The organism is Reyranella sp. (assembly GCF_004297405.1).
Taxonomy (GTDB): Bacteria; Pseudomonadota; Alphaproteobacteria; order Reyranellales; family Reyranellaceae; genus Reyranella.
On record NZ_SCVC01000046.1, the window covers coordinates 100,818 to 121,248 of the forward strand.

The following is a 20,431-nucleotide window of genomic DNA, read 5'->3' on the forward strand; positions in this document are numbered from 1 at the left end:
TTAGTCGGGAGGTCTGACTGATCCGGCACCTCATCGTGCTAGAGCAATCCCAGCGACCTGAACGATGCGTGCTTGCCGTGACCGATCACGACATGGTCGTGCAGCTCAACCTCAAGCGCATCGGCGGCGGCCTTCAATTCGCGCGTCGTCTCAATGTCATCTCGCGACGGCTTAGGATCGCCGGACGGATGATTGTGCACAACGATGAGCGCAGAGGCGTTGAGGACCAAGGCACGTTTCATAACCTCTCGCGGATAGACGGGTGTGTGATTGACCGTGCCACGCTGCTGCACCTCGTCGGCGATGAGATTGTTCTTGCGGTCAAGGAACAGTATTCGAAACTGTTCGATCTGCTCGTAGGCCATTGCAGTCTGCAAGTAGGCGATCAGTGCCTGCCAATTGCTGAGAACCGGCCGGCTGCGCACTTCGGCTCTGGCCATGCGACATGCGATTTCCCGGACAAGGCGAAAGACGGCGATGTCGTGTTCCGCCATTCCAAATGCACGAAGCTGTGACGGTTCAGCTGCGATGACGTGGCCAATGCTGGGAAAGTGTTGCAAGAGGGCGGAAGCAAACGCCAAAGCTTGCGGAGAAGTGAGCAACCCCGCGAGCAAGTCCTGCTCCGTCGTCTCTTCTGTCGGCAGGACAACGAAGCTGCCGTTCAGGGCCAGACCTTGGGTCGGCAACGCGGGTGCAAGAACCAATGATGATGCAGACATGGATGATGTTCCGGAGAGCAGGACGGGCAAACCGCAGGCCCGCTCTCTCGGAGGCCTACAGCTCACCCGCTCCCGGCCGTCCTCTTGCTCTTGCAGACTGACTATCCGCCGCCGGGCGCATTTGTCCGTTCATCTCAAACGGCCCACGCAAAACTTCTGCAGCACTCGTCATCGGCATCATGGCCATCTCGCACATGGCAACCAAACGCAGAAAGCCCCGCCCGGTCTCCCGGGCGGGGCTCTGGGGCGTCGGCTTACTCGCCGTTCTTCTTGCTGCTGCGAGACCAGATCAGGGTGAAGCTCTCGCCATCCGGATCATCGAACAGGTTGGCGAAGATGGGCGCCGTGAAGCTCGGGTCGTCGAGCTTGAGGGAGAGGTAGTCCCTGCCCTCGTTCGACTGCTTCGACCAGGCTGCCCCGATCTCGGCACGACCGACGAAAACCCGGTGGCTGGGGGCCTTGTCGTTGGACCGATTGGCCTCAGGGACGATGCGAACGCCCTTGGCCTGGACGCTCAGGGTCACGATCTCGCCCTGGTACTCGTTACCGGACTTCTTGAAGGAACCGATGTTAGCCATGTGACTTCTCCTTTGCTGTTCGAACCCGCGACCATCGCGGCCTCGATGGCGATCTGCAGGCCGGAGGCGATCGACGACGCACCCGCTCGCGGGCTGGAGCGCAGCGAAGGATGGCGGCTGTGAGACTTTCTTGCCTCGCGAGGAATGGGCGAAGCCCAGGGGAAGAAAGTCTCACCGACGCCGTTGCGGCTCAGGCGATCGAGGCGCAGCCGTCCTCTGGCCAGATCAGCCAAAGAGAGGCCGTGGTCGCGCGCAGAACAGCATCCTCGGAGAGGACGTGGCTGACGTGAAAGGTCCTGCACAAGAGAGCCGGGACACCAGGCGAAGAGAAGGACGCGGTAGCGTAGGAAAAGGACCGTCCATCCAGTGGTCAATCAGCCCAACGACAATGCCGCCAGCCATGGAGTCTTCGTCGGGGGTGCCGATATCGGGGCTGCCTGGTCGAAGCAGTCGAACGAGTGCGGACGGGCCCTACCTCTCCCTCAAGCTCGACGACACGGGCTACACGGCCCCCATCTTCGCCAATCTGTTCCGACGATGAGGATGGTAAGGTTCATTACCCTCGCAGGTGCGACCGCAAGTCGACGGCTGACTGAGCCGCGCCCTCTACGGAGTCCTGCCCGGCTGACGGCGGGATAGCGAGCGCCATGCGCGCAAAGGCAGTCACGCCAACAATAATGGCGCCAGCGACGGCGAAAGCCTGCTGCCAACCTCCAGCAGGCCCGCTGATGCCGGCAAGTGCGAAGCTCAGCTGATAGCCGGCGACAGTCGCTGGCAGGGCGTAGACCAGCCCGATGATGAGGCGGATCAACGGCGTCCGGACGGTGGTCAAGACAATCTGTCCGAGCACCAAGATCGCTACGGCGACGAGGAGGCCGAAGACCACTGCACCGATGAGGCCTGTGCCACTATGGAAGGCAGCGAGGCCTACTGATAGTCCAGCGAGGAAAGGAAGTGCATAAACAGCAAGCGTGAATAGCAGCCAGCAGATGAAGCCGAGGCCGAAAACGCCGAGAACGATACCGATGGCCATGGTGGATCTCCAGACACAGGTCAAGCACCTGCGCCTTCCACCACCACCACGGCGCGCTTGAAAGATAGTCGAAGGCGAAGTTGGCAGAAAGGCGGCGCTCACGCGCCGCCAGTGCCCAGGCGCCAGACCGGTATGCCGAGCTTCCGAGCCTTGTCGGCGAGGTTCTCCTGGATGCCCGAACCGGGGCAGACGACGACACCGATCGGCAGGACCTCCAGGATCTGGTCGTTGCGCTTGAAGGGTGCAGCCTTGGCGTGGCGCGTCCAGTCCGGCTTGAATGGGACATGCGTGACCTTGCGGGTGTCGGCCCAGCGGGCGGCAATGCGCTCGGCACCCGTGGGCGAGCCGCCATGCAGCAGGACCATGTCGGGATGCTTGGCGCGGACCTTGTCGAGCGTCCTCCAGATCAGCTGATGGTCGTTGAAGTCGGCGCCACCGGTGAAGGCGATCTTCGGCCCGGCCGGTACGAGCAATTCGGTCTCGGCGCGGCGCCGAGCGGCCAGGAACTCCCGGCTGTCGATCATGGCCGCTGTCAGCGCCCGGTGATTGACCATCGACCCGGTGCGCGGCCGCCAGGCCGAGCCGGTGCAGGCCTCAAAGCGATCAACGGCCTGGTCGCGGAAAAGCTCCATGGCATTGCGGCGTTCGATCAGCGTCAGACCCTGGGCGATCAGACGCTCGAGTTCGACCGAGCGGACCTCCGAGCCGTTCTGCTCCCGCTGGCTGCGATGCTGCGTGCGCTCATTGTCGTCGAGCTCGCGCTCGATGCGCTCGACGCTGCGATGGAACAGGTTGACCGTCGACCACAGCAGGTCCTCGAGATCGGGTTCGAGGCGCGTGTCTGTGAGCGTCGCGACGAGAGCGTCGAAGATGTCGACGACGGCGCCAGCGATGGTCTGGGCTTCGGGTAGCGGCCGGGGGTCGGGCTCGTCCTGGAAGGGACGATGGCCAAAGAGCTGGAGTTCGGTGAGGACGTGATCGGTCGGGGATGCGTCGTGCACGGGCTCGAAGTCGGGATCGTCGTTGGTCGCCATGGTGATGTCCTTTCTCGGATCGGCCGCGCCCACCGCGGCCTTCGTGGCGATCACCCAGACGGCAGGCAGGCCGGTCCTGCACCGCGCGCGGCCGGAGCGCAGCGGAGGACGGCGGGCCGAGGCTTTCTTGTCTCGCGAGGAATGCCGGCGTAGCCGGCAGGGGAAGAAAGCCGCAGGCCCGCCGTTGCGGGGCCGGGCTGACTGCCGTCCGATCGCCCTCTAGAAGGCCGGGGCGCGGCCCATTCCGATCCGAAGGGCATCAAGGCGACCGGCCACGAAGCGATTGGCCGTGCCCTCGTTATCCCGTCACGGTCATGTCCGAAGTCATGAAGCGCACAACGTCCTGCGGGACGAGTTGCTGGCGCACAGACGCCCGGAAGTCTTCGATACCCAGCCGGCGGAGATCCTCGTTGAAATCGTCGAAGCTGGGCAACAGGCCAAACGTCTCGATCCCGGCAGCCGTGGCCCGATGGTGCAGACTGGCCATAGCGGCATCGCCAGCCGGGTCGCGGTCGCGTGCGACGTACAGACGGCGCAATGTCGGTGGGGAGAGCAGAGCTGCCAGATGGTTGGCAGAGAGAGCAGCGACCATGGGCAGGCTTGGCAGGATCATACGCAGCGACAGTATGGTCTCGATGCCCTCCCCCGCGGCCATTACATTGTCGACCACGCCAAAGCGAACGCCGTGCCCCAGAAGATGGCCCATGGCCCGTCGTGGCGAATCGATAGGTGCCTTGTCCTGACCGGACCGGTCGAGCCAGGTGCGATGTGCCCCGGTGATCCTGCCGCCGAGATCGGTGACCACGGCGATCAGCGCCGGCCAGGTCTCGGTCGGGCTGTCGTCGTCCGCGCGGTAGTAGCAGCGCGGATGGAAGCGCAACGGGTCGCCTTCACCCATGGTGACGATGCCACGACCGCGCAGGTAGGTTTCCGCGAGTGTGCCCGCGATCGGTTTGGACATGGCATAGAGACGGCGCGCCGACTCGGGCGAACCACGCGGCGCTGGAAGGCGGTCCTGCCGTGGAACTGGGCCAGGAGGCATGGCAAGGAACGAGCGTGCCTCCTCGAGCGTGTCGCGCAGCCGGTCGAGACCGCGGCTCAGCGCGATGAGGTCTAAAAGGTCGCCATGCTCGCCGGTGGCGGCGTCAGTCCACTTGCCGGCGGCGCCCTTGCCGTGGTCCGGGCCGCTCAGGCGGACAAACAGGCTGCGGCCCCGGGCATTGGAGACATCACCGACCAGCCAGTAGCGACCTTCTCGATGGCCATTGGAGAGATAGTGACGGCAGACCGCCTCGGCGTTGCGCGCGAGGCGGCGGGCCAGGTCCGCGGCGTGCGACGGCATGACTACTTCCTCACGCCGGCCGGTCGGCAAGCTGGACGACCGGGTAGCGTTCCATCAATTCAGCGAGGATCGCGGGGCCGGTGGCGCCGGTCGGAACGAACAGACGGAGCTTCCAAGTGATGATTTCGGAGATGAGCCCCATCGCCTTGAGGCGACCGACCATGCCCTCGGTGAACCCGCAGAGCTCCACCCGGAACAGGCCCATCACCTTGGCGCGGCGCAGGCTCAGCCCATCCTGCAATTCGACGATGGTGCGACCGTCGAGAATGGCCGACCAAGCATCTGCGGGCGCTATGCCTACGCCTTCGACGCTGACCGCCTGGGCGACCCAGGCGGGCGAGACCAATCGGCCGATGACGCGCTCGCCCGTATCGGTCTGCAACCGGTACACCCGCATGGACTCGTCCGGCAGCCGCTTCCAGATCGGCAACAGCAGTCCGGTGACGATGTGAAGATCGCTGTCCGTGAAAGCGGTAATCTCGGCAAGTTCCCGGTCCCAGGCCTCGGCAAAGACGGCACGGTCAGCCCGTTCCCAGTGGGTGTGCGCCAGCGCGGCCAAGGATAGGGTTGTCCGCTCCATTGGTCGTAGCAGACGGACGCGGCGTTCGACCTCGCCATCGTCCAGCATGACGCTGGGCGCCGGGACCTGGACGGCAGCGCGGCCGGACTGCGCGTTCACCAGAAAAGCGGCCCGCGGGTCATCCGCACGGTCCAATGCCTCCGCGAGGCTGAACGGTCGATTGCGCTCGCGCCGGCGGATGGTGAAGACCTGAGTCTCCGCACCGGTCTGGGGATGGACATAGACTGCACGCCGATCAGTCACCGCCAGGCTCTCGGCGATCAGCGTCTCGACCCCGACATCGTAGGTGCCTGAGGCGCGCGCGCCCTCGATCTTGGCCCGCAGCAGTTCCTCGAAGGCACCGAACAGCGTGTTCTGCAAATCGATGGTGAGGGCCAGCAGCCGGTTGAGGAACGTCGTGATCGGCGGCAGCTCCTCGCGCAGGCTGCCATCCTGATCGGTCAGATGCAGGCCGGTGGCCGCCTGGAAAGCCTCCAGCGAACAGCCTTCGACCTTGCCGGCAAACAGCAACAGGTAGAGCTGGCGCAAGGCGGCCCGGCCATAGGGCGATTCGAGATTGTCGTCGGCACTGAACAGGCCCTGACCACCGGTCTGGCGCTGGCCCTTGGTGATGGCGCCCAGCGTGTCGAGCCGGCGGGCGATGGTCGACAGGAAGCGCTTCTCGGCCTTCACGTCGGTGGCAATCGGCCGGAACAAGGGCGGCTGCGCCTGATTTGTCCGGTTGCTGCGCCCCAGGCCCTGGATGGCCGTATCCGCCTTCCAACCCGCCTCCAGCAGATAGTGAACACGGAGACGCTGGTTCCGAGCGCCGAGGTCGGCATGATAGGAGCGGCCCGTGCCGCCGGCGTCGCTGAAGACCAGGATGCGCTTCTCGTCATCCATGAAGGCTTGGGCCTCGGCGAGATTGGCAGAGCCGGGGCGATTCTCGACGCAGAGCCGGTCACCCTTGCGCACGATCCGGCGTGACCGCCCCGTCACCTCAGCGACCATGTCCGTGCCGAAGCGCTGCACGATCTGGTCGAGTGCGCCCTGGACGGGGGCAAGCGAGGCGAGCTGCTCAATCAGACGGTCGCGGCGTTCCAGGGCGTTACGGCACTGCACGGGCTGCCCATCCCGGTAGACCGGCCGCGAGGACAGGTTGCCGTCCCCATCGGTGAACGGCTCAAAGAGCTGCGTCGGGAAGCTGTGTGCCAGATAGTCGAGCACATACTCGCGCGGCGTGATGTCGACCTGGACGTCGCCCCAGTCCTCGGTCGGGACGTCGGCAAGCCGGCGCTCCATCAGGGCCTCGCCCGTCGAGACGATCTGCACGACGGCGGCGTGGCCCGCGTCAAGATCGCGCTCGATCGCCGCGATCAGCGTCGGCGCCTTCGTCGAGGTGATCAGGTGCGAGAAGAAGCGCTGCTTGGCGGACTCGAAGGCCGACCGCGCTGCGGACTTCGCCTGTGCATTGAGCGTGCCGCGCTCGTCCGTGACGTTGGCGGCCTGCAGGGCGGCGTCGAGGTTGTTGTGGATGATCTGAAAGCCGCCGGCATAGGCGTCGTAGATGCGGATTTGCTCGGGCGTGAGCGCGTGCTCGACCAACTCGTACTCCACGCCCTCGTAGGACAGGGAGCGTGCGGCGTAGAGGCCCAGCGCCTTGAGATCGCGGGCCAGCACCTCCATGGCCGCGACACCGCCAGCCTCGATCGCCTGCACGAACTCGGCGCGGGTGGCGAAGGGAAAATCCTCGCCACCCCAGAGACCCAGCCGCTGGGCATAGGCGAGATTGTGCACGGTCGTGGCGCCCGTGGCAGAGACGTAGACGATGCGCGCATTTGGCAGCGCGTGCTGCAGGCGCAATCCCGCGCGACCCTGCTGAGAGGGCGCCTGCTCACCCCGCTCACCCTTGCCGCCGGCAGCATTCGCCATGGCATGGCTTTCGTCGAACACGATCACTCCGTCGAAGTCCGAACCCAGCCAATCGACGATCTGCTGGACCCGCGAAACCCTTTCCTCCCGCGCGTCGGTCCGTAGCGTGGCGTAGGTGGCAAAAAGGATGCCCTGCTCCAGACGGATGGGACTGCCCTGACGGAAGCGGGCGAGCGGCGTGATCAGCAGGCGCTCCATCCCCAGCGCCGACCAGTCGCGTTGGGCATCCTCGATCAGCTTGTCGGACTTCGAGACCCAGACGGCGCGCCTGCGGCCCTGCAGCCAGTTGTCGAGAAGAATACCCGCGACCTGGCGGCCCTTGCCGGCACCAGTGCCATCACCCAGCATCCAGCCGCGCCGGTAGCGCACGGCGTTCTCGGCGCCGTCGGGTGCGGCCGAGACGACATCGAAGGTCTCGTCCACCACCCACGATCCGGCGAGATGGCCACTGTGGGCCTCGCCGGCATGGATGACGCTCTCGAGCTGGGCATCGGACATAAGTCCATCGGTGACGACGTTGGCCGGTAGGCGTGGCCGATAGGTCGGCTTGGGCGGCGCCACAGAAGCCATCGCCGCGGACTGCACAAGCCGCGTCGGATGCGGGCGCGCACCTTCGATGCCAACCGACTGCAGGGCGTACGGCTCATACAGCGCCTCGGTGAGGCGGCCATCCTGGGCTGGCTTCCAGTCGACGGTCTCATAGACCAGCTCCGTGCCGGCAGGCTCGAACGCTGATGCCGCGCTCGACGTGGGCCGCGGCGCAGATGCGGGCTTGGTGCGGACAGGGATGACGCGCGCAGCCTCCGGAACGAGACTGGCTCCATCGACAGGCAAGCGCGCCGGGACGTGCTGCAGGACCCAGGCGAGCAGCGTGGCCGCATCAGGCGCCATGCCGGGGGACACTGGAAATGACTCTGGATCCGCTGCTGGCAGCCGATCGATGACCGTCAGGCGGGTCTCGACCGTCGTGCCGTGCCGGGCATAGACGCGCCCCTCGATCGCCGCTGAGAAGACGACGCGCCCGCGTTGCTGGAGGCGCACAAAGCCGTCGCGCCAGGACGGATGATCGGGAGAGACGCTGGCGCCCGTGATCGCGACCAGCCGCCCACCATCAACAAGGCGAGCGAGCGCCGACGACACATGGCGGAGGGCCGCGTCCGCAACGGCGCCGTCGACATGTGCCGCGACGGAGAACGGTGGGTTCATCGAGACCACGCTCGGCCGCAGCGCCCCGTCGAGATGGTCGTGGATGTGAGCAGCGTCGTGACGGGTGGTTGGGGCACCGGGAAAGAGCTGGTTCAGCAGTTCAGCGCGAGCCTCGGCAAGTTCGTTCAATACGAGCCGGCTGCCTGCGAGCTCCGCGAAGATGGCGAGCAACCCAGTCCCTGCCGAGGGCTCGAGAACGATATCCGCCGGTCCAGGTGCGCCTGCCACAGCGGCAACGAAGGCAAGCTCGATCGGCGTCGAGAACTGCTGCAGAGCCTGGCTCTCCTGGGAGCGACGTGTATGGGTGGGCAGAAGAGCGGCGACCTTGCCCAGCATCTGCAGCACGCCCGCGGGCGACCCGGCTTGGGCGCGGATGGCGGGACCGAACTTGCGGAGGAACAGGATAGTCGCGGCCTCGCAGGAGTCGTAGGCCGTCTTCCAGTCCCAGGCACCGGCCGCATCGGAGCCGCCGAAGGCGCGCTCCATGGCGGCGCGCAGCGCGATCGCGTCGATGCGCTGGCCGCGCTCGAGATGAGTCAGAAGGAGGCGCGCGGCGTCAGCGAGGCCATGCGGCACGTCGGATTTGGGGCAAGCGAGGGCGAGGAGCGGCGCATCTGCAGCCGCTGGAGCGAAAAGGATCGTCATGGAGAGGACCTCGGAGAGCGGTAACGGGTCGAACCGCGGGGCGCTCTCTAGGGCCCCGTCGGCTCAAACCCGTCCCGGCCGTCCTCTTCCTCTCACTTCGACGCCATCATCCGGCACCAGATGCTTGGCGCTCTTAAGGACGAAGGCCCGACACGCTGGTCGGGCCTTCGGGTTACGCGCGAGGAAAGCAGATCCGCGAGAGCGGCTCGCCGGATCGTCCTATTCGGCGGCTTGACGAGATTGAGCTTCCTCGCCTTCGGTGAGAAATGCCGGCAGGGTCTCGACCGCGCTCGCCGGCGGATCGGAGGAAGGCGCACTATCCGCGAGACGCAGCGGCTCCGGCAGCCAGCCGGTACCGTCGAGCAGCCGCTCTGCTTCCTGCGCCATCTCCCCTTTCTTGAGGTGGTCCAGGAGCTGGGCGGCCTGGTCGCCCTTGGCCTCGCGGACGGCTTCGAGAATGCGAGGCTTGGTGACACGCCCGAGGTAGTTGTCGACCGTCGGCCGCCAGCCCGCCGCTACCATGTCGAGGCCGACCACGCGGGCGAGCCGATCCGATTGGGCGAGGCGCTGCTGGACACCATGCACCGAAATGCCGGGGCCGCCATAGCGGTCGCCCTTCTCGTAGAGAGCGTTCACGCCGAACGAGACGCAATGCGCCAGGAGCGCAGCGCGCCTTGTATCATCGAGCGCGGTGAGCCACTCCCAAAGTGCTCCGTCGTCCTCGGGCAGCTCGGCCTTCCAGGCGTCGTGCCGCTCGGCGACCGCCTTGGCCGAAGCACTGTCCTTCAGATCCGTCGCCTGAACGGGGAAGAACACATGCCGCACCGATGCGTCCAGGCATGCGCCTGGCGCGCTGTGCAGGAAGGTGTCGAGGCAGAGCTTGTGCAGCAGCGCCGTCAGGGCGACTCGCGGATTGTTCGCGACGGCATCTCGCAGTGCCAGGGTACGGTGAGCGGTGAGCTCGCTGACTAGCCTTTCCGGCAGCGGTCTCATCGAATCATCCTCCCCCTCCTCCTCGGCTACGACCCCGCCGACAGTGATGACGGTGGCTTGACTGGGGGAAGTGGAAGGTTCCGCGCCATCAGAGGACAAAACGGCACCGTCGGTGCGGGGAGACGGTTCGTCCTGCGGCCGGACGTAGCCTCGATCGACAGCGAGCGTTCCATCTGCATCGATGCTGACGAAGACTCCGGCGCGCACGATCTCGGCAGGATCGTAACGAAGCGGATGATAGTCGAAAGCCGCGAGCGCGGTCTCGATCTCACCAAGCCGGGCATCGACATCATCCGGAAGCTCATCGGCTCCCTCATAGTCACTCTCGAGCTTGGCGCATTCGGTGGTCAGGGCATCGAAAGTCGCCTGTTCCTCCGCGGACAGCTCGACGGGCTCGCCATGAAGGCGTCGAAGATGGTTCGCGTGGCCGTAACGAAAATCGACAGCGACCTCGATCCACTTCCAGCCTTCGGTGGCGACCTTCTGGGCTTCTGCCGCCAGCTTCTCGGCGGCCAGGCGATCGAGCAAGGCGACGTCCTGGAGCCAACCGCCACCGTCGTTTTCGAACAGGTCGCGCAGGACAGCACCACCGGCGGCCTCATAGCTCTCCAGCCCCACGAAACGCGCTCGACGGTCCGTGGCGCGCACGGCGCTTTCGGTAAGCTGGCGCCGGATCAGATACGGCTCCTTGTCGTAGGACTGCCGCAGCGCCTCCCAGACCTGCTGTTGCCGAGCTTGGTCTGTGGTGACCGTGAAGGCCATGAGCTGCTCCAGCGTCATGCCGTCCTCGGCATAGATGTCGAGCAGCTTCTCGGAGACGGAGGCCAGGCGCAGGCGCTGCTTCACCACTGCGGGCGTCACGAAGAAGCGGGCGGCGATTTCCTCCTCCCCCGCACCCTGCTCACGCAACGTTTTGAACGCGCGAAACTGGTCCAGCGGATGCAGAGCAACCCGATGGGTATTTTCTGCGAGCGAGTCCTCTTCGACTGTGGTCAACGCGCCTGGATCTCGAACAACGCAGGGGATCAACGCCGTCTTTGAAAGGCGCTTCTGCTGGACCAGACGCTCAAGCGCCCGGTAACGGCGGCCGCCCGCCGGAATCTCGAACATGCCGGTCTCGGCACCATCGGCGTCGAGGACAGGCCGGACGTTGAGGGCCTGCAGGAGGGAACGTCGGGCGATGTCCTCGGCCAGCTCCTCGATCGAGACGCCGGCCTGGAGGCGGCGTACGTTGGACTGGCTTAGCACAAGCTTATTGAAGGGAATGTCGCGCGAGGCGCTGAGGGTGATTTTCGGAACAGCCTTTGCCATGTTGATGGACTCCGCGACGGACGGCCAAAAGACTCTCTCGACCTCCAATCCGTCACAGAATTTGGCGCAGCCCTCTCACTCGCCTTCACTTCCCGACGCGCTATCTCAGGCGCGGACCCTCATTGCCACACGCGATCCACCGGAATCGCGTCTGCAGTAGCGACCCGTTAGCGCAAACGCCTCAAGTAGTCGCCGAGCTCGGAGAGGTCCTCGACCCAACCATAAAGCGCCGAGTCATGGTTCCTTGGCAGCTTCGGCAAGGTACTGCCGATTGGTACGGCGACAACCGACGCACAGGAGTCAGGTCCCCAATCTGGTCCGTCCGCGTAGCTCTCAACGTACACGCGGCGACCGTCGAGGAGCTCCATGACAAACCCGCCAGCCCATGTGTCTCCCTCAAAGTCACCCCAGGCGCGCAATACGCGAGCGATCGCGCGGACATTCAGATCGTGACTTCCAGGCTCCTGGGCATTCTCTCGGTCGATCAATGCGAGCGTCTCAGCAAGCCCCGAAAGATAGAGCATATTCAGCCCAGGAGGTGCATCTCGGCGCATCTCCAGGAGGACGCTGCGATACTCCATGGGTGATCGTTCGGAAACGTGCTGATCCATCTTAGATCTCCTATCGTCTTCCGACTTTCAGTTGCGGGTGATTTGACGGCGCTGGCACGGGACGGCTCTCGATGCCCGAAGCATCGATCCACGCTTGCATGGCGCGGGCCTTCTCCGCCGTGTCAAAGCAGAACACTCGGCAGTAAAGCTCATCGCCGCGACTACCGGCATAGGCGAGGTACTCAGCACCGGTAGAAACACTCATCATCATAGCAATGACCTCGTCATCGTCAGACCGCCGCAGCGGCTCGTCGCGCCGCATGAGCGCCTTATGTGGAAGTCGCTTCAACATGTTCGCAAAGGGGTTTCCTCTACGGCGAACCATGCTCAGATGTTCCTCAAGAAAGCGTGTGCGGCAGAGCGCGTCGTGAAGCGAGTTGTCGTGAAGCGGCGAGAGCCGCACTTGCTACAGTGGACGCCAGCTTCCTCAAGGGTACGACTATCACCACGCCGTGCCGTCAGCGTCTCGGCCGTGAGTAGACCGCGCCGTATACAGTGCTGGCACTCGACTCCGATCAATCGCGCCCCGAGGCCACTAGCTATGTCGTGAATCGTAAGAGCGGGCATCGCTAGGCGTCGCCAACAGTGGGTTCTGCAGCCGTGGCAGCCGCATATACCGCGATCTTGCCGTAACCAGAGCGTGCCCACGGCGCTGCAAACCGGATGCGGCGTAGCGCCAACCGAAGCGGCCGATACACGAGAAGAAACTCGCTGAATGTTGGCGCTTCGACGAAAGGCCGCAACGTGGTTTCGATGGCACGCTTTGCCTCGTCCATCTCGAGCGAAAGCTCGTCGGTGTCGTCGAGTGCCGTCACACCGGCATGCACCACGGCTTCCCACTGGCGAACCAGCGCACCACTAACCTTCGTTTCGGGGGAGAGCCCAACATTGGTCATGCGGCAGGCGGTAGCTACGACTATCCGATGGTAGGCGCGGACCGGTTCGCGAAGGTGATGGGCTAGCTCGGTGCCGAAATGAACCTCTGCGTTGACGGCGGCGCGGTCCAATTCCTCGAATGCATTGCGGTGAACCTTTAGACGCTCAACGGGAATGTACAGACGGTCCAACATGCCGCCGTAAGCCGGCAGCTCGTAGTCGCCGCGCTTTCGTGTTGTCCCTTCGCCGGCATTTACAATGGGCTCGCGAGCGCGCGCTATTGCGGTCTCGGCCCGACAGAACGCGGACAACGCAGCGTCCGCAATCTCGAAGTGTCGCTTCCGCACGAGCTGCCGATGCCAGACATAGAAGCCCACAAGAGCAACCAGGATGGTCGTAAGGGGGAGAAGAAGGATCATGGCCATCCTCCAAAAGAGCCCAGAATGGGTCGCCACATGGCGAGAACAAAATGAGAACATCTGGGTCAAGTGTCAATCCGCTAGAGGTTGGGGCAATGAATCTCAAACTCTAGATGCCGCCACTAGGCGTTGAGAACGGCGGTGCTGCTGGCCCAGCCAGGGTGGTGGCCGGTAGTCGTCGGTAGATGCCCTTCGAGGTCGCGCAGCGCACAGTGCTGGCGTTGCTAGCAGTGTATGCTCGCCCTTTGCTTTCTTTGTGCGTCGCCAGCGAGTTTCGTCCAGCCGTTGGACTTCACTCTTGTCGCGAACAGCAAACCGTTCTGGGGCGACCCACAAGAACTTGAAGACTCCATTGGCCAGCAGCCCATAAGAGCATCGTGGACGCGCCAGCCACGCTATGTCTCCGACGCGTCGCTCCGTCCATCGTCGTGCACCCACCGCACCTCGCCTGACGTCATGTAGACAACAGCGCCCTTTGCGACTCCGGTTAGTTCCAGGTATTCCAGCAGTTGGCTTACGTACGCTACGTGGTCGTCCGGTGTCGGCGACACGTCACTCTTCCAGTCAAATACAGCAGTCGGCACCCCACCTTCGAACGCGACGGCGTCCGCTCGTGCAGCGGTTAGGACCATCTCCGATCGCGCTCCGTAAAGCGGGATCTCCGGCACCAACTTCGCGATATAAGGCTTGAGCTCGTCGTGCGTAAAAGTGCGCAAGGCCGTGTCTGCCATTTCTGACGGCTCAGGTCCTGGCGCTCCCTCAACGACCACCTGGCTCATCAGAGCGGCCGCGCGGTTTCTCAGATCCGCCTGATCCGGCTTCACAATTCCCGTCAGCAGTTCTTCCATGAGCTTGTGGAGGACGATGCCGCGAAGAGCACCACCACCAACCACATTCGATTTGACTCCACTGTCCAGCTCTTCCGCGACAACGTCGAAGTCTGCACGATCAAGAAGCTCTCGATCGATGTCCATCCGACTCGGCCGGCGCCACTCGATCCTCACGTTAAGCCGCTCAATGCGTTCTCGCTCCTCCGCAAAAACGGAGGCCGACTGATCGCTCTGTGGTACGGCCCGGGCCTGTTGGGCGCCCGGGCGTGAGGGCTGCTTCATGTCTTTGAGGTAAGATTGACCAAAGTCGAAGAACTTCATCCAGCCGCCTTTGGGGGCCCAACTCGGGGCTGGAAGAACGAGCAAATCGAGGGCGCGCGTGCAAGCAACGTAGAGGAGTCGCTCGTTCTCTTCCGCCTCCTCGGCCTCGTGGGCTGCAATCGCCTCGTCAAGGGTGCTTGAGAAGACGTCACCCAACGTCCAGTGCACGCTATTGTCGATCGAGCGAAAAAAGAAGTCTTCGTCACGCCCTGGCATGGTCACGAAGTTGATCGGGATCACAATGGGCCACTCCAACCCCTTCGCCTTGTGAACGGTCACAATTTCGATGCTGCTGCGCTGATGATCAGGTTCAGCTTCATCAGTTGGCAGACCACTGTCCCATTCGGCGCTGAGGTCTATGGCCAACTCCTTAAGACCCCGCACATGGTAATCGCGTGACCGCTCAAGAAGACTGTTGATGTTGCCAAGGGCACGAGCCCGCTGGTCAGGGGCCCGGCCCACAACGCTCGGGGTCACCCGAAGCCGCTCAATCGCCTCAGAGAGGAGCGCGTAAGGGGTCGTTGCCCGGCGTTTGTGCCAAAGTTCTTGGAGGCTCTCCATCACGTGACGAGCCAGAGGGTGATTTACGCGGGACAGGTCCGTCCTCAAGTCGAGGACAGCTTCTTCATCTTGCTCACGCAAGGCATGAGTGATGTCGAGGAGTTCTCCTTCGGTAAGACCGACGAGAGGCCCACGGAGGACGGCGCCGAGAGCCAGCGTGTCGCGACTGTCCGCCAGCGCACGGACAAGGGCGACGAAGTCTTGCGTTTCCTGTCGCAGGTAGAGGTTCTTGCCCGCCTGCGACGCAACAGGGAGCCCCCTCTCCTCAAGGGCCCTTTCGTATCTCCAAAGTTCCGTTCGTCGGGGCGCCAGGAGCGCTATATCGCCGGGCTCAGCAAGAGCGATCGTTCCATCGGAGCGTCGGACCCGCACCGTTCCGACGAGGCTTGCGCAAAGATCAGCGATGGCCTTCGCTTCAAGATCTCGAATTGGGCTGACGTAACTGTCCTCCGAAACATGAAAGCTGAGGCGTGCGATACTTTGAAGCCGCCCTGGGTCTTCGAGGACTGTGGAAGTGAGCGCAACGTAGTCGCCTAGCTGTATCGTCAGCCGCTCGGCGAAGATGCGATCGACGTGAGCGAGAATGCTCTTTCCCGATCGGAAGTTCGCGGCAACCTGGATGACGTTGGAGGGAGCCTGCGACCTGATAGCTGAGCGCGCACGCAAGTACGATTTCAGGTCAGCGCCCCGGAAGCGATAGATCGCTTGTTTCGGATCGCCGACCATGAAGAGGGCGCCGGGGCGAATCCTCCGGCTATCCCATGACTCTGAGGGGCCAGGATCTCCTGAAATCAAGAACAGAACTTCGGATTGGAGTGGGTCGGTGTCCTGATATTCATCGATCAGAATGTGTTTGTAGCGTTGCGCTACTTCCGCTCTGACTCGGGCATCCGTACGTAAGAGGTGCCGGGTTCGGATCAGAATATCGTCAAAGTCCAATACCGCCGCGTTGCGTTTGAACTGTTCAAAAGCGGCCACGAGCTCATCCGTCTCGCCGAAGAAGCTAGCAAGAAGCGCGTCGGCGATTGCACCAAGCGCATACGAGAACAATTTGGCGCAACGGTCGTAATGGTCCTGGCCCGCCGCGGAAAGCAATCGCCCTTCGATCTTCCCAGCGGCGCTCGACCAGAGCTTCAGTCGTCCGTTGTAGCGTTTTAGCTCGCGCTTGCGAGGCCGCAACGCTGCGCCCTCGGGATGCACAAGCGGCCACAGCTGACCGAAATCGAGGTCGACCGAAGTCGCTGGAGCAAGCGCGTTTGCGAGTTCTTCAATAGCCTCGACATCCGATACAGCTTGGTTGGGGGCCGGAACACGATTGATCCAGCGCCGATACTCTCCGACCGCTTCAATGAAGTCATGAATCGCGTCCGCGTAACGCGGCGGCGGCAATGGCCTTGCCTCTGGGCGAGACCGGCGAAACTTCGCCAGGGCCTTGAGCGTCTTCACTGACTGTACGGGGTCGTGTGCAGCCATGACGACAATGGGATCGTTCGGCCGAGCAGTTGGGCCGAGCCGTTGGCTTAGCCAAGAATCGAAGATTGACGCGAAGGCGAGGTCTGCCTGGTCTCCGTCCATCACCACGGCACCCGGATCGATGCGAGCCTCGACAGCATAGCTTTGCAGGATGCTGAGACAGAAGCTATGGATCGTGGAAGCCGTGAGCTCACCCAAGTGGGTTCGGGCGTCGCCAAGCGTCCGCACCTGTTCGTCGCTTAGCGGCAGCCTCCGAAACGCCAGCTCAAGATCCTTCGGAACCTTACGGTCAACAAGAAGCCGGGCAAACTTGTCAACGCGCTCACGAAGCTCGGCTGCCGCTCGTTCGGTAAACGTGATGGCCGCGATGGTTGATGGCCTGCGTCCGGCCGCAAGGAGCATCGCCACACGTCCAGCGAGAAGCGAAGTCTTTCCAGTGCCGGCGGACGCCTCAACTAGAAGCGTCGAATCAAGATCGGTTAGGGCGCGCTCTCGAGCTTCGTCGTCGGGCGTCGACTTCACTTCGCCCTCCAATACGCAATGAGGTCTTTGCCTGCGGCTTGGCGAATCGCATTGCTCTTTCGTTCGACGTACCGAGCTGTCGCATTGTCCCTTCGTTCGACATACCGAGCTGCGGCGGGTAGAGCGAGTTGACCAAAGCGATCCAACATCGTGGCGATGCCTGGATAGACGGTGCCAGCTTCAAGGACACTGCGTGCAATCTTCACCCATGAGGCGACGAGATCGATCGAGTTGTCGGGATTGTTTAGCGGGTAAACCTGAACGGGCGGCCGAAGATAGATAAGCCGCGCACGGAGGGGCTTCGTGTCAGGCAGCAGCACTCGACATGCAAGCGAGTAGAGTACGCGCTGCAGTTCACGGCCGCCGGCAACAATCACTTCCGGCGATTTTGGCCTTTCACCTGTCTTGTAGTCGGTCACCCGCACGGCGACGGCTGAGGCACGCAGGTCAAGCCGATCAATAGTTCCCTGGATCTTGATGTCTGTCCCCGGAAGAAGCACGGGCTGAGCTGGATCCCATGGTGGCGGCCGCCTGGGCCGGGCGCTTGCGCCCTTTTCCCCGCCAAATGCTACCTCCGTCCACGAACGCGTTCCCGCTTCCGTGAAGGATTCGAAGGTAAGACCTTCTAAACTCATCTCAGCGGCGCGTCGGACCGTGTTGGTCCAAAGCACCGGCGGCGGCACGTTCACCACCAACGGCCACGTCTCGATCACATGGTCAGATGCCAGGCCAAGCGCGTCCTCAATCTCGTGGCGGGCAGCCGCGGTGAACCCAGATCTCAGCTCGAGGTGATCGACGGTCCGGCGGAGCAACTCGTGAACGAGACGCCCCATATCGTCCGGTGGAAGCACGAGCCCACGCTCTTTGTGCACCAAGTCTCGCCAACCAAGGGCGTAGTACCATACGTAGGCCAGCGGGTCCCTTAGGAGCCGAGAAAGCGACGTTGGCGACTGCGGGCGCAAAAAGAGTGTGGCGAGCAAAGGATGCCGTGTCCCGACAAGGCCATCGTGGAGCGTAAGATCGGGCACAGCCCAGTTACGCCATGCTGTTAGAGCCGACGACACGAGCGGATCGAGACTTCTATCCTGCGGCCGTGCGAGGAGGCGATCCGACTCAGATACAGCGTGATGAGGCGGAGCATCGCGTCGCAGAGCGCACTCTGGGTCGACCGGTGGCATGAGGGCGCTCGCGCCCACAGCCTTCCCCTCGCGGCTCAATCGTCCGCAGGAAAGTATTACTTCCTCAGTGGAAGCCAGGATGTTGTCGAGACAACGGCGATCGGCCGCTTCGATTGGATCCGGAACGATGCGAGATGCTGGAACGATGTATTCCGGAAGAATGGGGTCCAGCCCATCGGTCCGAGGCCATCTCGTTACCGTAAGTCCCAGAAGCCATGCAAAGCGCCGAGGTGCGCCAGCTAGCTCATCCGCCGAGCACCAGGCAATCGAGTCTGCCGGATCATTCTCCTCGACCACGCGCAGCGATCCGAGCGAGAACATGAGCGCTGAGGCGGGCGCCGAGCGTAGGGCTTCCTCCCAAAGACTCCGAGAACGTCCGCGCAGCAGCAGCTTCCCAGCTTCCTCAGCGGCGTCCGCGCCCCGTTCGAGAAGCTTAAGCACCGGCACTAGGATAGACGCTACTTCAGGATAAGGGCTGAGTACGCGTCGCCAGTCCTCCGACGTAGAAAGCGAGGCCTCGCTAGGCACAGGCAAATGACCGTCCACTATACCGTCGAGCCTTGTCCCTTGATTGCGAATGAGCGAAAGCAAACGGCGCACTCGCGCCTGGCTCAAGCCGGCTTGCAACGCATCCGCGAGAGCGGCGCATCGCTGACCGTCCCTTGTTGAAAGCGCCGGCCGGCCATGTACGAAACTCACAGGCAGGCCCGATGCCGAGGAGAGCGCTAGCACGTAATCGTCGTATGCGGCCGGCGCCGTCGTAGCGATCGCGATATCGGACGCACGGACCCTACCGGACGCAAGAAGTTCACGCGCCCATCTCATTGCTTCAAGGGTCTCATGATAGGGGTCGGTGCAGCTTACGGCCCGTTTGCTTCCACTCTTGGCACTCTCGCGTTTGTGCGTACCCTTGAACCAGCTAGCTTCTGAGAAGACTGGCGCTGCCCATTCGACCGGTATGACCTCGCACAAGTCGTTGATGAGCGTCCGCCAGAGCGGATCGACTGCATGTGACCCGCGCATGAGCAATGGTCCAACTACCCGAGGCGCGAGCCGTACTGCAGCACGAGCTAGCTCGCACAAGTCGGGGAGAAGGCATTCCCCTGGCTGCAAGTGAAGGCGAATGGTCTCTTCGACCTCGATCAGATCGCGAACACGTGGCTTCTCCACAAATGGCTTGGCCTTCAGATCAAAGCCGGCGCGCCACACGTTTCGGAGTGTCTCATGCAACGCGCGGGTTACTCCAGGCAGATCACGCACTGGCGCAATGTCCCTGAGTAGATTCGGCTCCTTAAGGGCCGCACGAATGCCGATTTCGATGCTCTCGCGGGAGGCCGCATGGAGGAGGCCACCAGCAAGTCGTGCAGCCAGCAGTGAAGGCGTCATGATCTGGAGCCCGAGCTCCTGACTGCGCGCCGCTGCAGCGCGCCGCATCGCCAAGGCAAGACGTCCTTGAACGAGCTCACTATGCAGAGTGTGGCCACCCGTCATGCTTGTGTTTCCAACTGTACCAGTCTCCTCCGAATCAGCTTTGGCGACTAGGACGTGTACTCATATACCGGCCGTACCAATACCGGACAGTCCATGTCCGCTTTGCTCAACAGTCGGACATTCGGAGAAAGCGGTTGCGTCATTGCCGTCGTCCCGTGAGATCGCCGGGCAGATTGGCGCAACCGAGCTGGGCAGCAAACCGTGATGAGCACCAGGATTTAATAATCGCGACATGCTGTGCCACGACATTAAGCTTATCGATATTGGCCGCCTGATTATAAGCGAGGCCAGCCTGAGACTTGGCCACCTCAAACTGCTCAAGAGCGAGTTTCGTTGCCTCAAGTTTGCTCGCGAGTGTTGTCATGCCAGCGCTTTGCATCAGCTTCTCGGCTACGACGCGGGCTGCTTTGGCTTGCAACTGCCTTGTCTGCACCTCCGTTTGCACCCGCTGAATTTCAATGGTCGTGCCTTCAACCTTGCCGTTAAGAGCGTCGCTCTCGATTTGCGCCTTTGCCGCCTGCTGCCGCTTGAGGTCGAGCTCGGCTCGAATCGTGCAACGCGCAATTTCATCCCATCTACGTCCGACGTGTTTGCGCGCGCTTCGGCATTCTTGATGGTCGCCTGGGCCTCTTTGATGCGCGTTTCAGCGGCGGTCTTGAGCGACGCGTTGTAGTATTCCCACACGTGGAAGAGCACGAAGACGAGGACGCCGGCGACCATGATCGTTGGCGGCACGAAGTAGCTCAGATAGTGCCAAATCTGTTCGACAATGTTCCCGCCCGGTTTCGGCTTCCTGG

Annotated in this window: 14 protein-coding genes and 1 pseudogene; 3 read left to right on the forward strand and 12 right to left on the reverse strand. The window is 63.1% G+C overall.

Annotated features, from left to right (window positions below; genetic code table 11):
* Positions 1–38 precede the first annotated feature (38 nt).
* Together radC and EPO50_RS29045 are read right to left on the reverse strand one after the other, a co-directional pair.
* Positions 39–719 carry a DNA repair protein RadC gene (radC, locus tag EPO50_RS29040; RefSeq protein WP_296350161.1) on the reverse strand — a complete coding sequence of 227 codons (681 nt, stop codon included), beginning with the start codon at positions 717–719 and terminating at the stop codon, positions 39–41.
* 254 nt (positions 720–973) lie between these two features.
* Positions 974–1,297 (reverse strand): DUF736 domain-containing protein, encoded by a 324-nt coding sequence (locus EPO50_RS29045; protein ID WP_296350162.1) that lies wholly within the window; start codon positions 1,295–1,297, stop codon positions 974–976.
* Here EPO50_RS29045 and EPO50_RS29050 point away from each other — a divergent pair, their 5' ends adjacent.
* Positions 1,298–1,420, forward strand: coding sequence for a hypothetical protein (locus EPO50_RS29050; protein WP_296350165.1), 123 nt, complete (start codon positions 1,298–1,300; stop codon positions 1,418–1,420).
* Positions 1,421–1,669: 249 nt separating this feature from the next.
* Positions 1,670–1,893 (forward strand): annotated as a pseudogene (locus EPO50_RS29055) (DUF736 domain-containing protein); the annotation flags it as partial.
* Here EPO50_RS29055 and EPO50_RS29060 read toward each other — a convergent pair.
* From EPO50_RS29060 to EPO50_RS31620, 10 genes are all read right to left on the reverse strand, one after another.
* Positions 1,854–2,330, reverse strand: coding sequence for a hypothetical protein (locus EPO50_RS29060; RefSeq protein ID WP_296350166.1), 477 nt, complete (start codon positions 2,328–2,330; stop codon positions 1,854–1,856). The pseudogene EPO50_RS29055 and the gene EPO50_RS29060 sit on opposite strands and share 40 nt — an antisense overlap.
* Positions 2,331–2,428: 98 nt before the next feature.
* Positions 2,429–3,364, reverse strand: coding sequence for a DUF2493 domain-containing protein (locus EPO50_RS29065; protein ID WP_296350479.1), 936 nt, complete (start codon positions 3,362–3,364; stop codon positions 2,429–2,431).
* A gap of 298 nt (positions 3,365–3,662) precedes the next feature.
* Positions 3,663–4,706 carry a toprim domain-containing protein gene (locus EPO50_RS29070; RefSeq protein WP_296350168.1) on the reverse strand — a complete coding sequence of 348 codons (1,044 nt, stop codon included), beginning with the start codon at positions 4,704–4,706 and terminating at the stop codon, positions 3,663–3,665.
* A 10-nt stretch (positions 4,707–4,716) separates the two neighbouring features.
* Positions 4,717–9,048: a strawberry notch-like NTP hydrolase domain-containing protein gene (locus EPO50_RS29075; protein ID WP_296350169.1), complete on the reverse strand. Its 4,332-nt coding sequence runs from the start codon at positions 9,046–9,048 to the stop codon at positions 4,717–4,719.
* Positions 9,049–9,267: 219 nt separating this feature from the next.
* Positions 9,268–11,352: a ParB/RepB/Spo0J family partition protein gene (locus EPO50_RS29080; RefSeq protein ID WP_296350171.1), complete on the reverse strand. Its 2,085-nt coding sequence runs from the start codon at positions 11,350–11,352 to the stop codon at positions 9,268–9,270.
* 167 nt (positions 11,353–11,519) lie between these two features.
* A complete protein-coding gene (locus EPO50_RS29085) occupies positions 11,520–11,963 on the reverse strand; it encodes a hypothetical protein (RefSeq protein ID WP_296350172.1) in 444 nt (147 codons plus the stop codon).
* Positions 11,964–11,973: 10 nt separating this feature from the next.
* Positions 11,974–12,225 carry a hypothetical protein gene (locus tag EPO50_RS29090; protein WP_296350174.1) on the reverse strand — a complete coding sequence of 84 codons (252 nt, stop codon included), beginning with the start codon at positions 12,223–12,225 and terminating at the stop codon, positions 11,974–11,976.
* Positions 12,226–12,532: 307 nt separating this feature from the next.
* Entirely contained in the window at positions 12,533–13,258 is a 726-nt protein-coding gene (locus tag EPO50_RS29095; RefSeq protein ID WP_296350176.1) for a hypothetical protein, read from the reverse strand.
* A 395-nt stretch (positions 13,259–13,653) separates the two neighbouring features.
* Positions 13,654–16,965, reverse strand: coding sequence for an exodeoxyribonuclease V subunit beta (locus EPO50_RS29100; RefSeq protein ID WP_296350177.1), 3,312 nt, complete (start codon positions 16,963–16,965; stop codon positions 13,654–13,656).
* Positions 16,962–19,634 (reverse strand): PD-(D/E)XK nuclease family protein, encoded by a 2,673-nt coding sequence (locus EPO50_RS31620; protein WP_367268078.1) that lies wholly within the window; start codon positions 19,632–19,634, stop codon positions 16,962–16,964. The genes EPO50_RS29100 and EPO50_RS31620 overlap by 4 nt, the downstream gene beginning before the upstream one ends.
* Before the next feature lie 232 nt (positions 19,635–19,866).
* Here EPO50_RS31620 and EPO50_RS29110 point away from each other — a divergent pair, with 232 nt between their 5' ends.
* Complete coding sequence (locus tag EPO50_RS29110) at positions 19,867–20,307, forward strand: hypothetical protein (RefSeq protein WP_296350178.1); 441 nt, start codon at positions 19,867–19,869, stop codon at positions 20,305–20,307.
* Positions 20,308–20,431 lie beyond the last annotated feature (124 nt).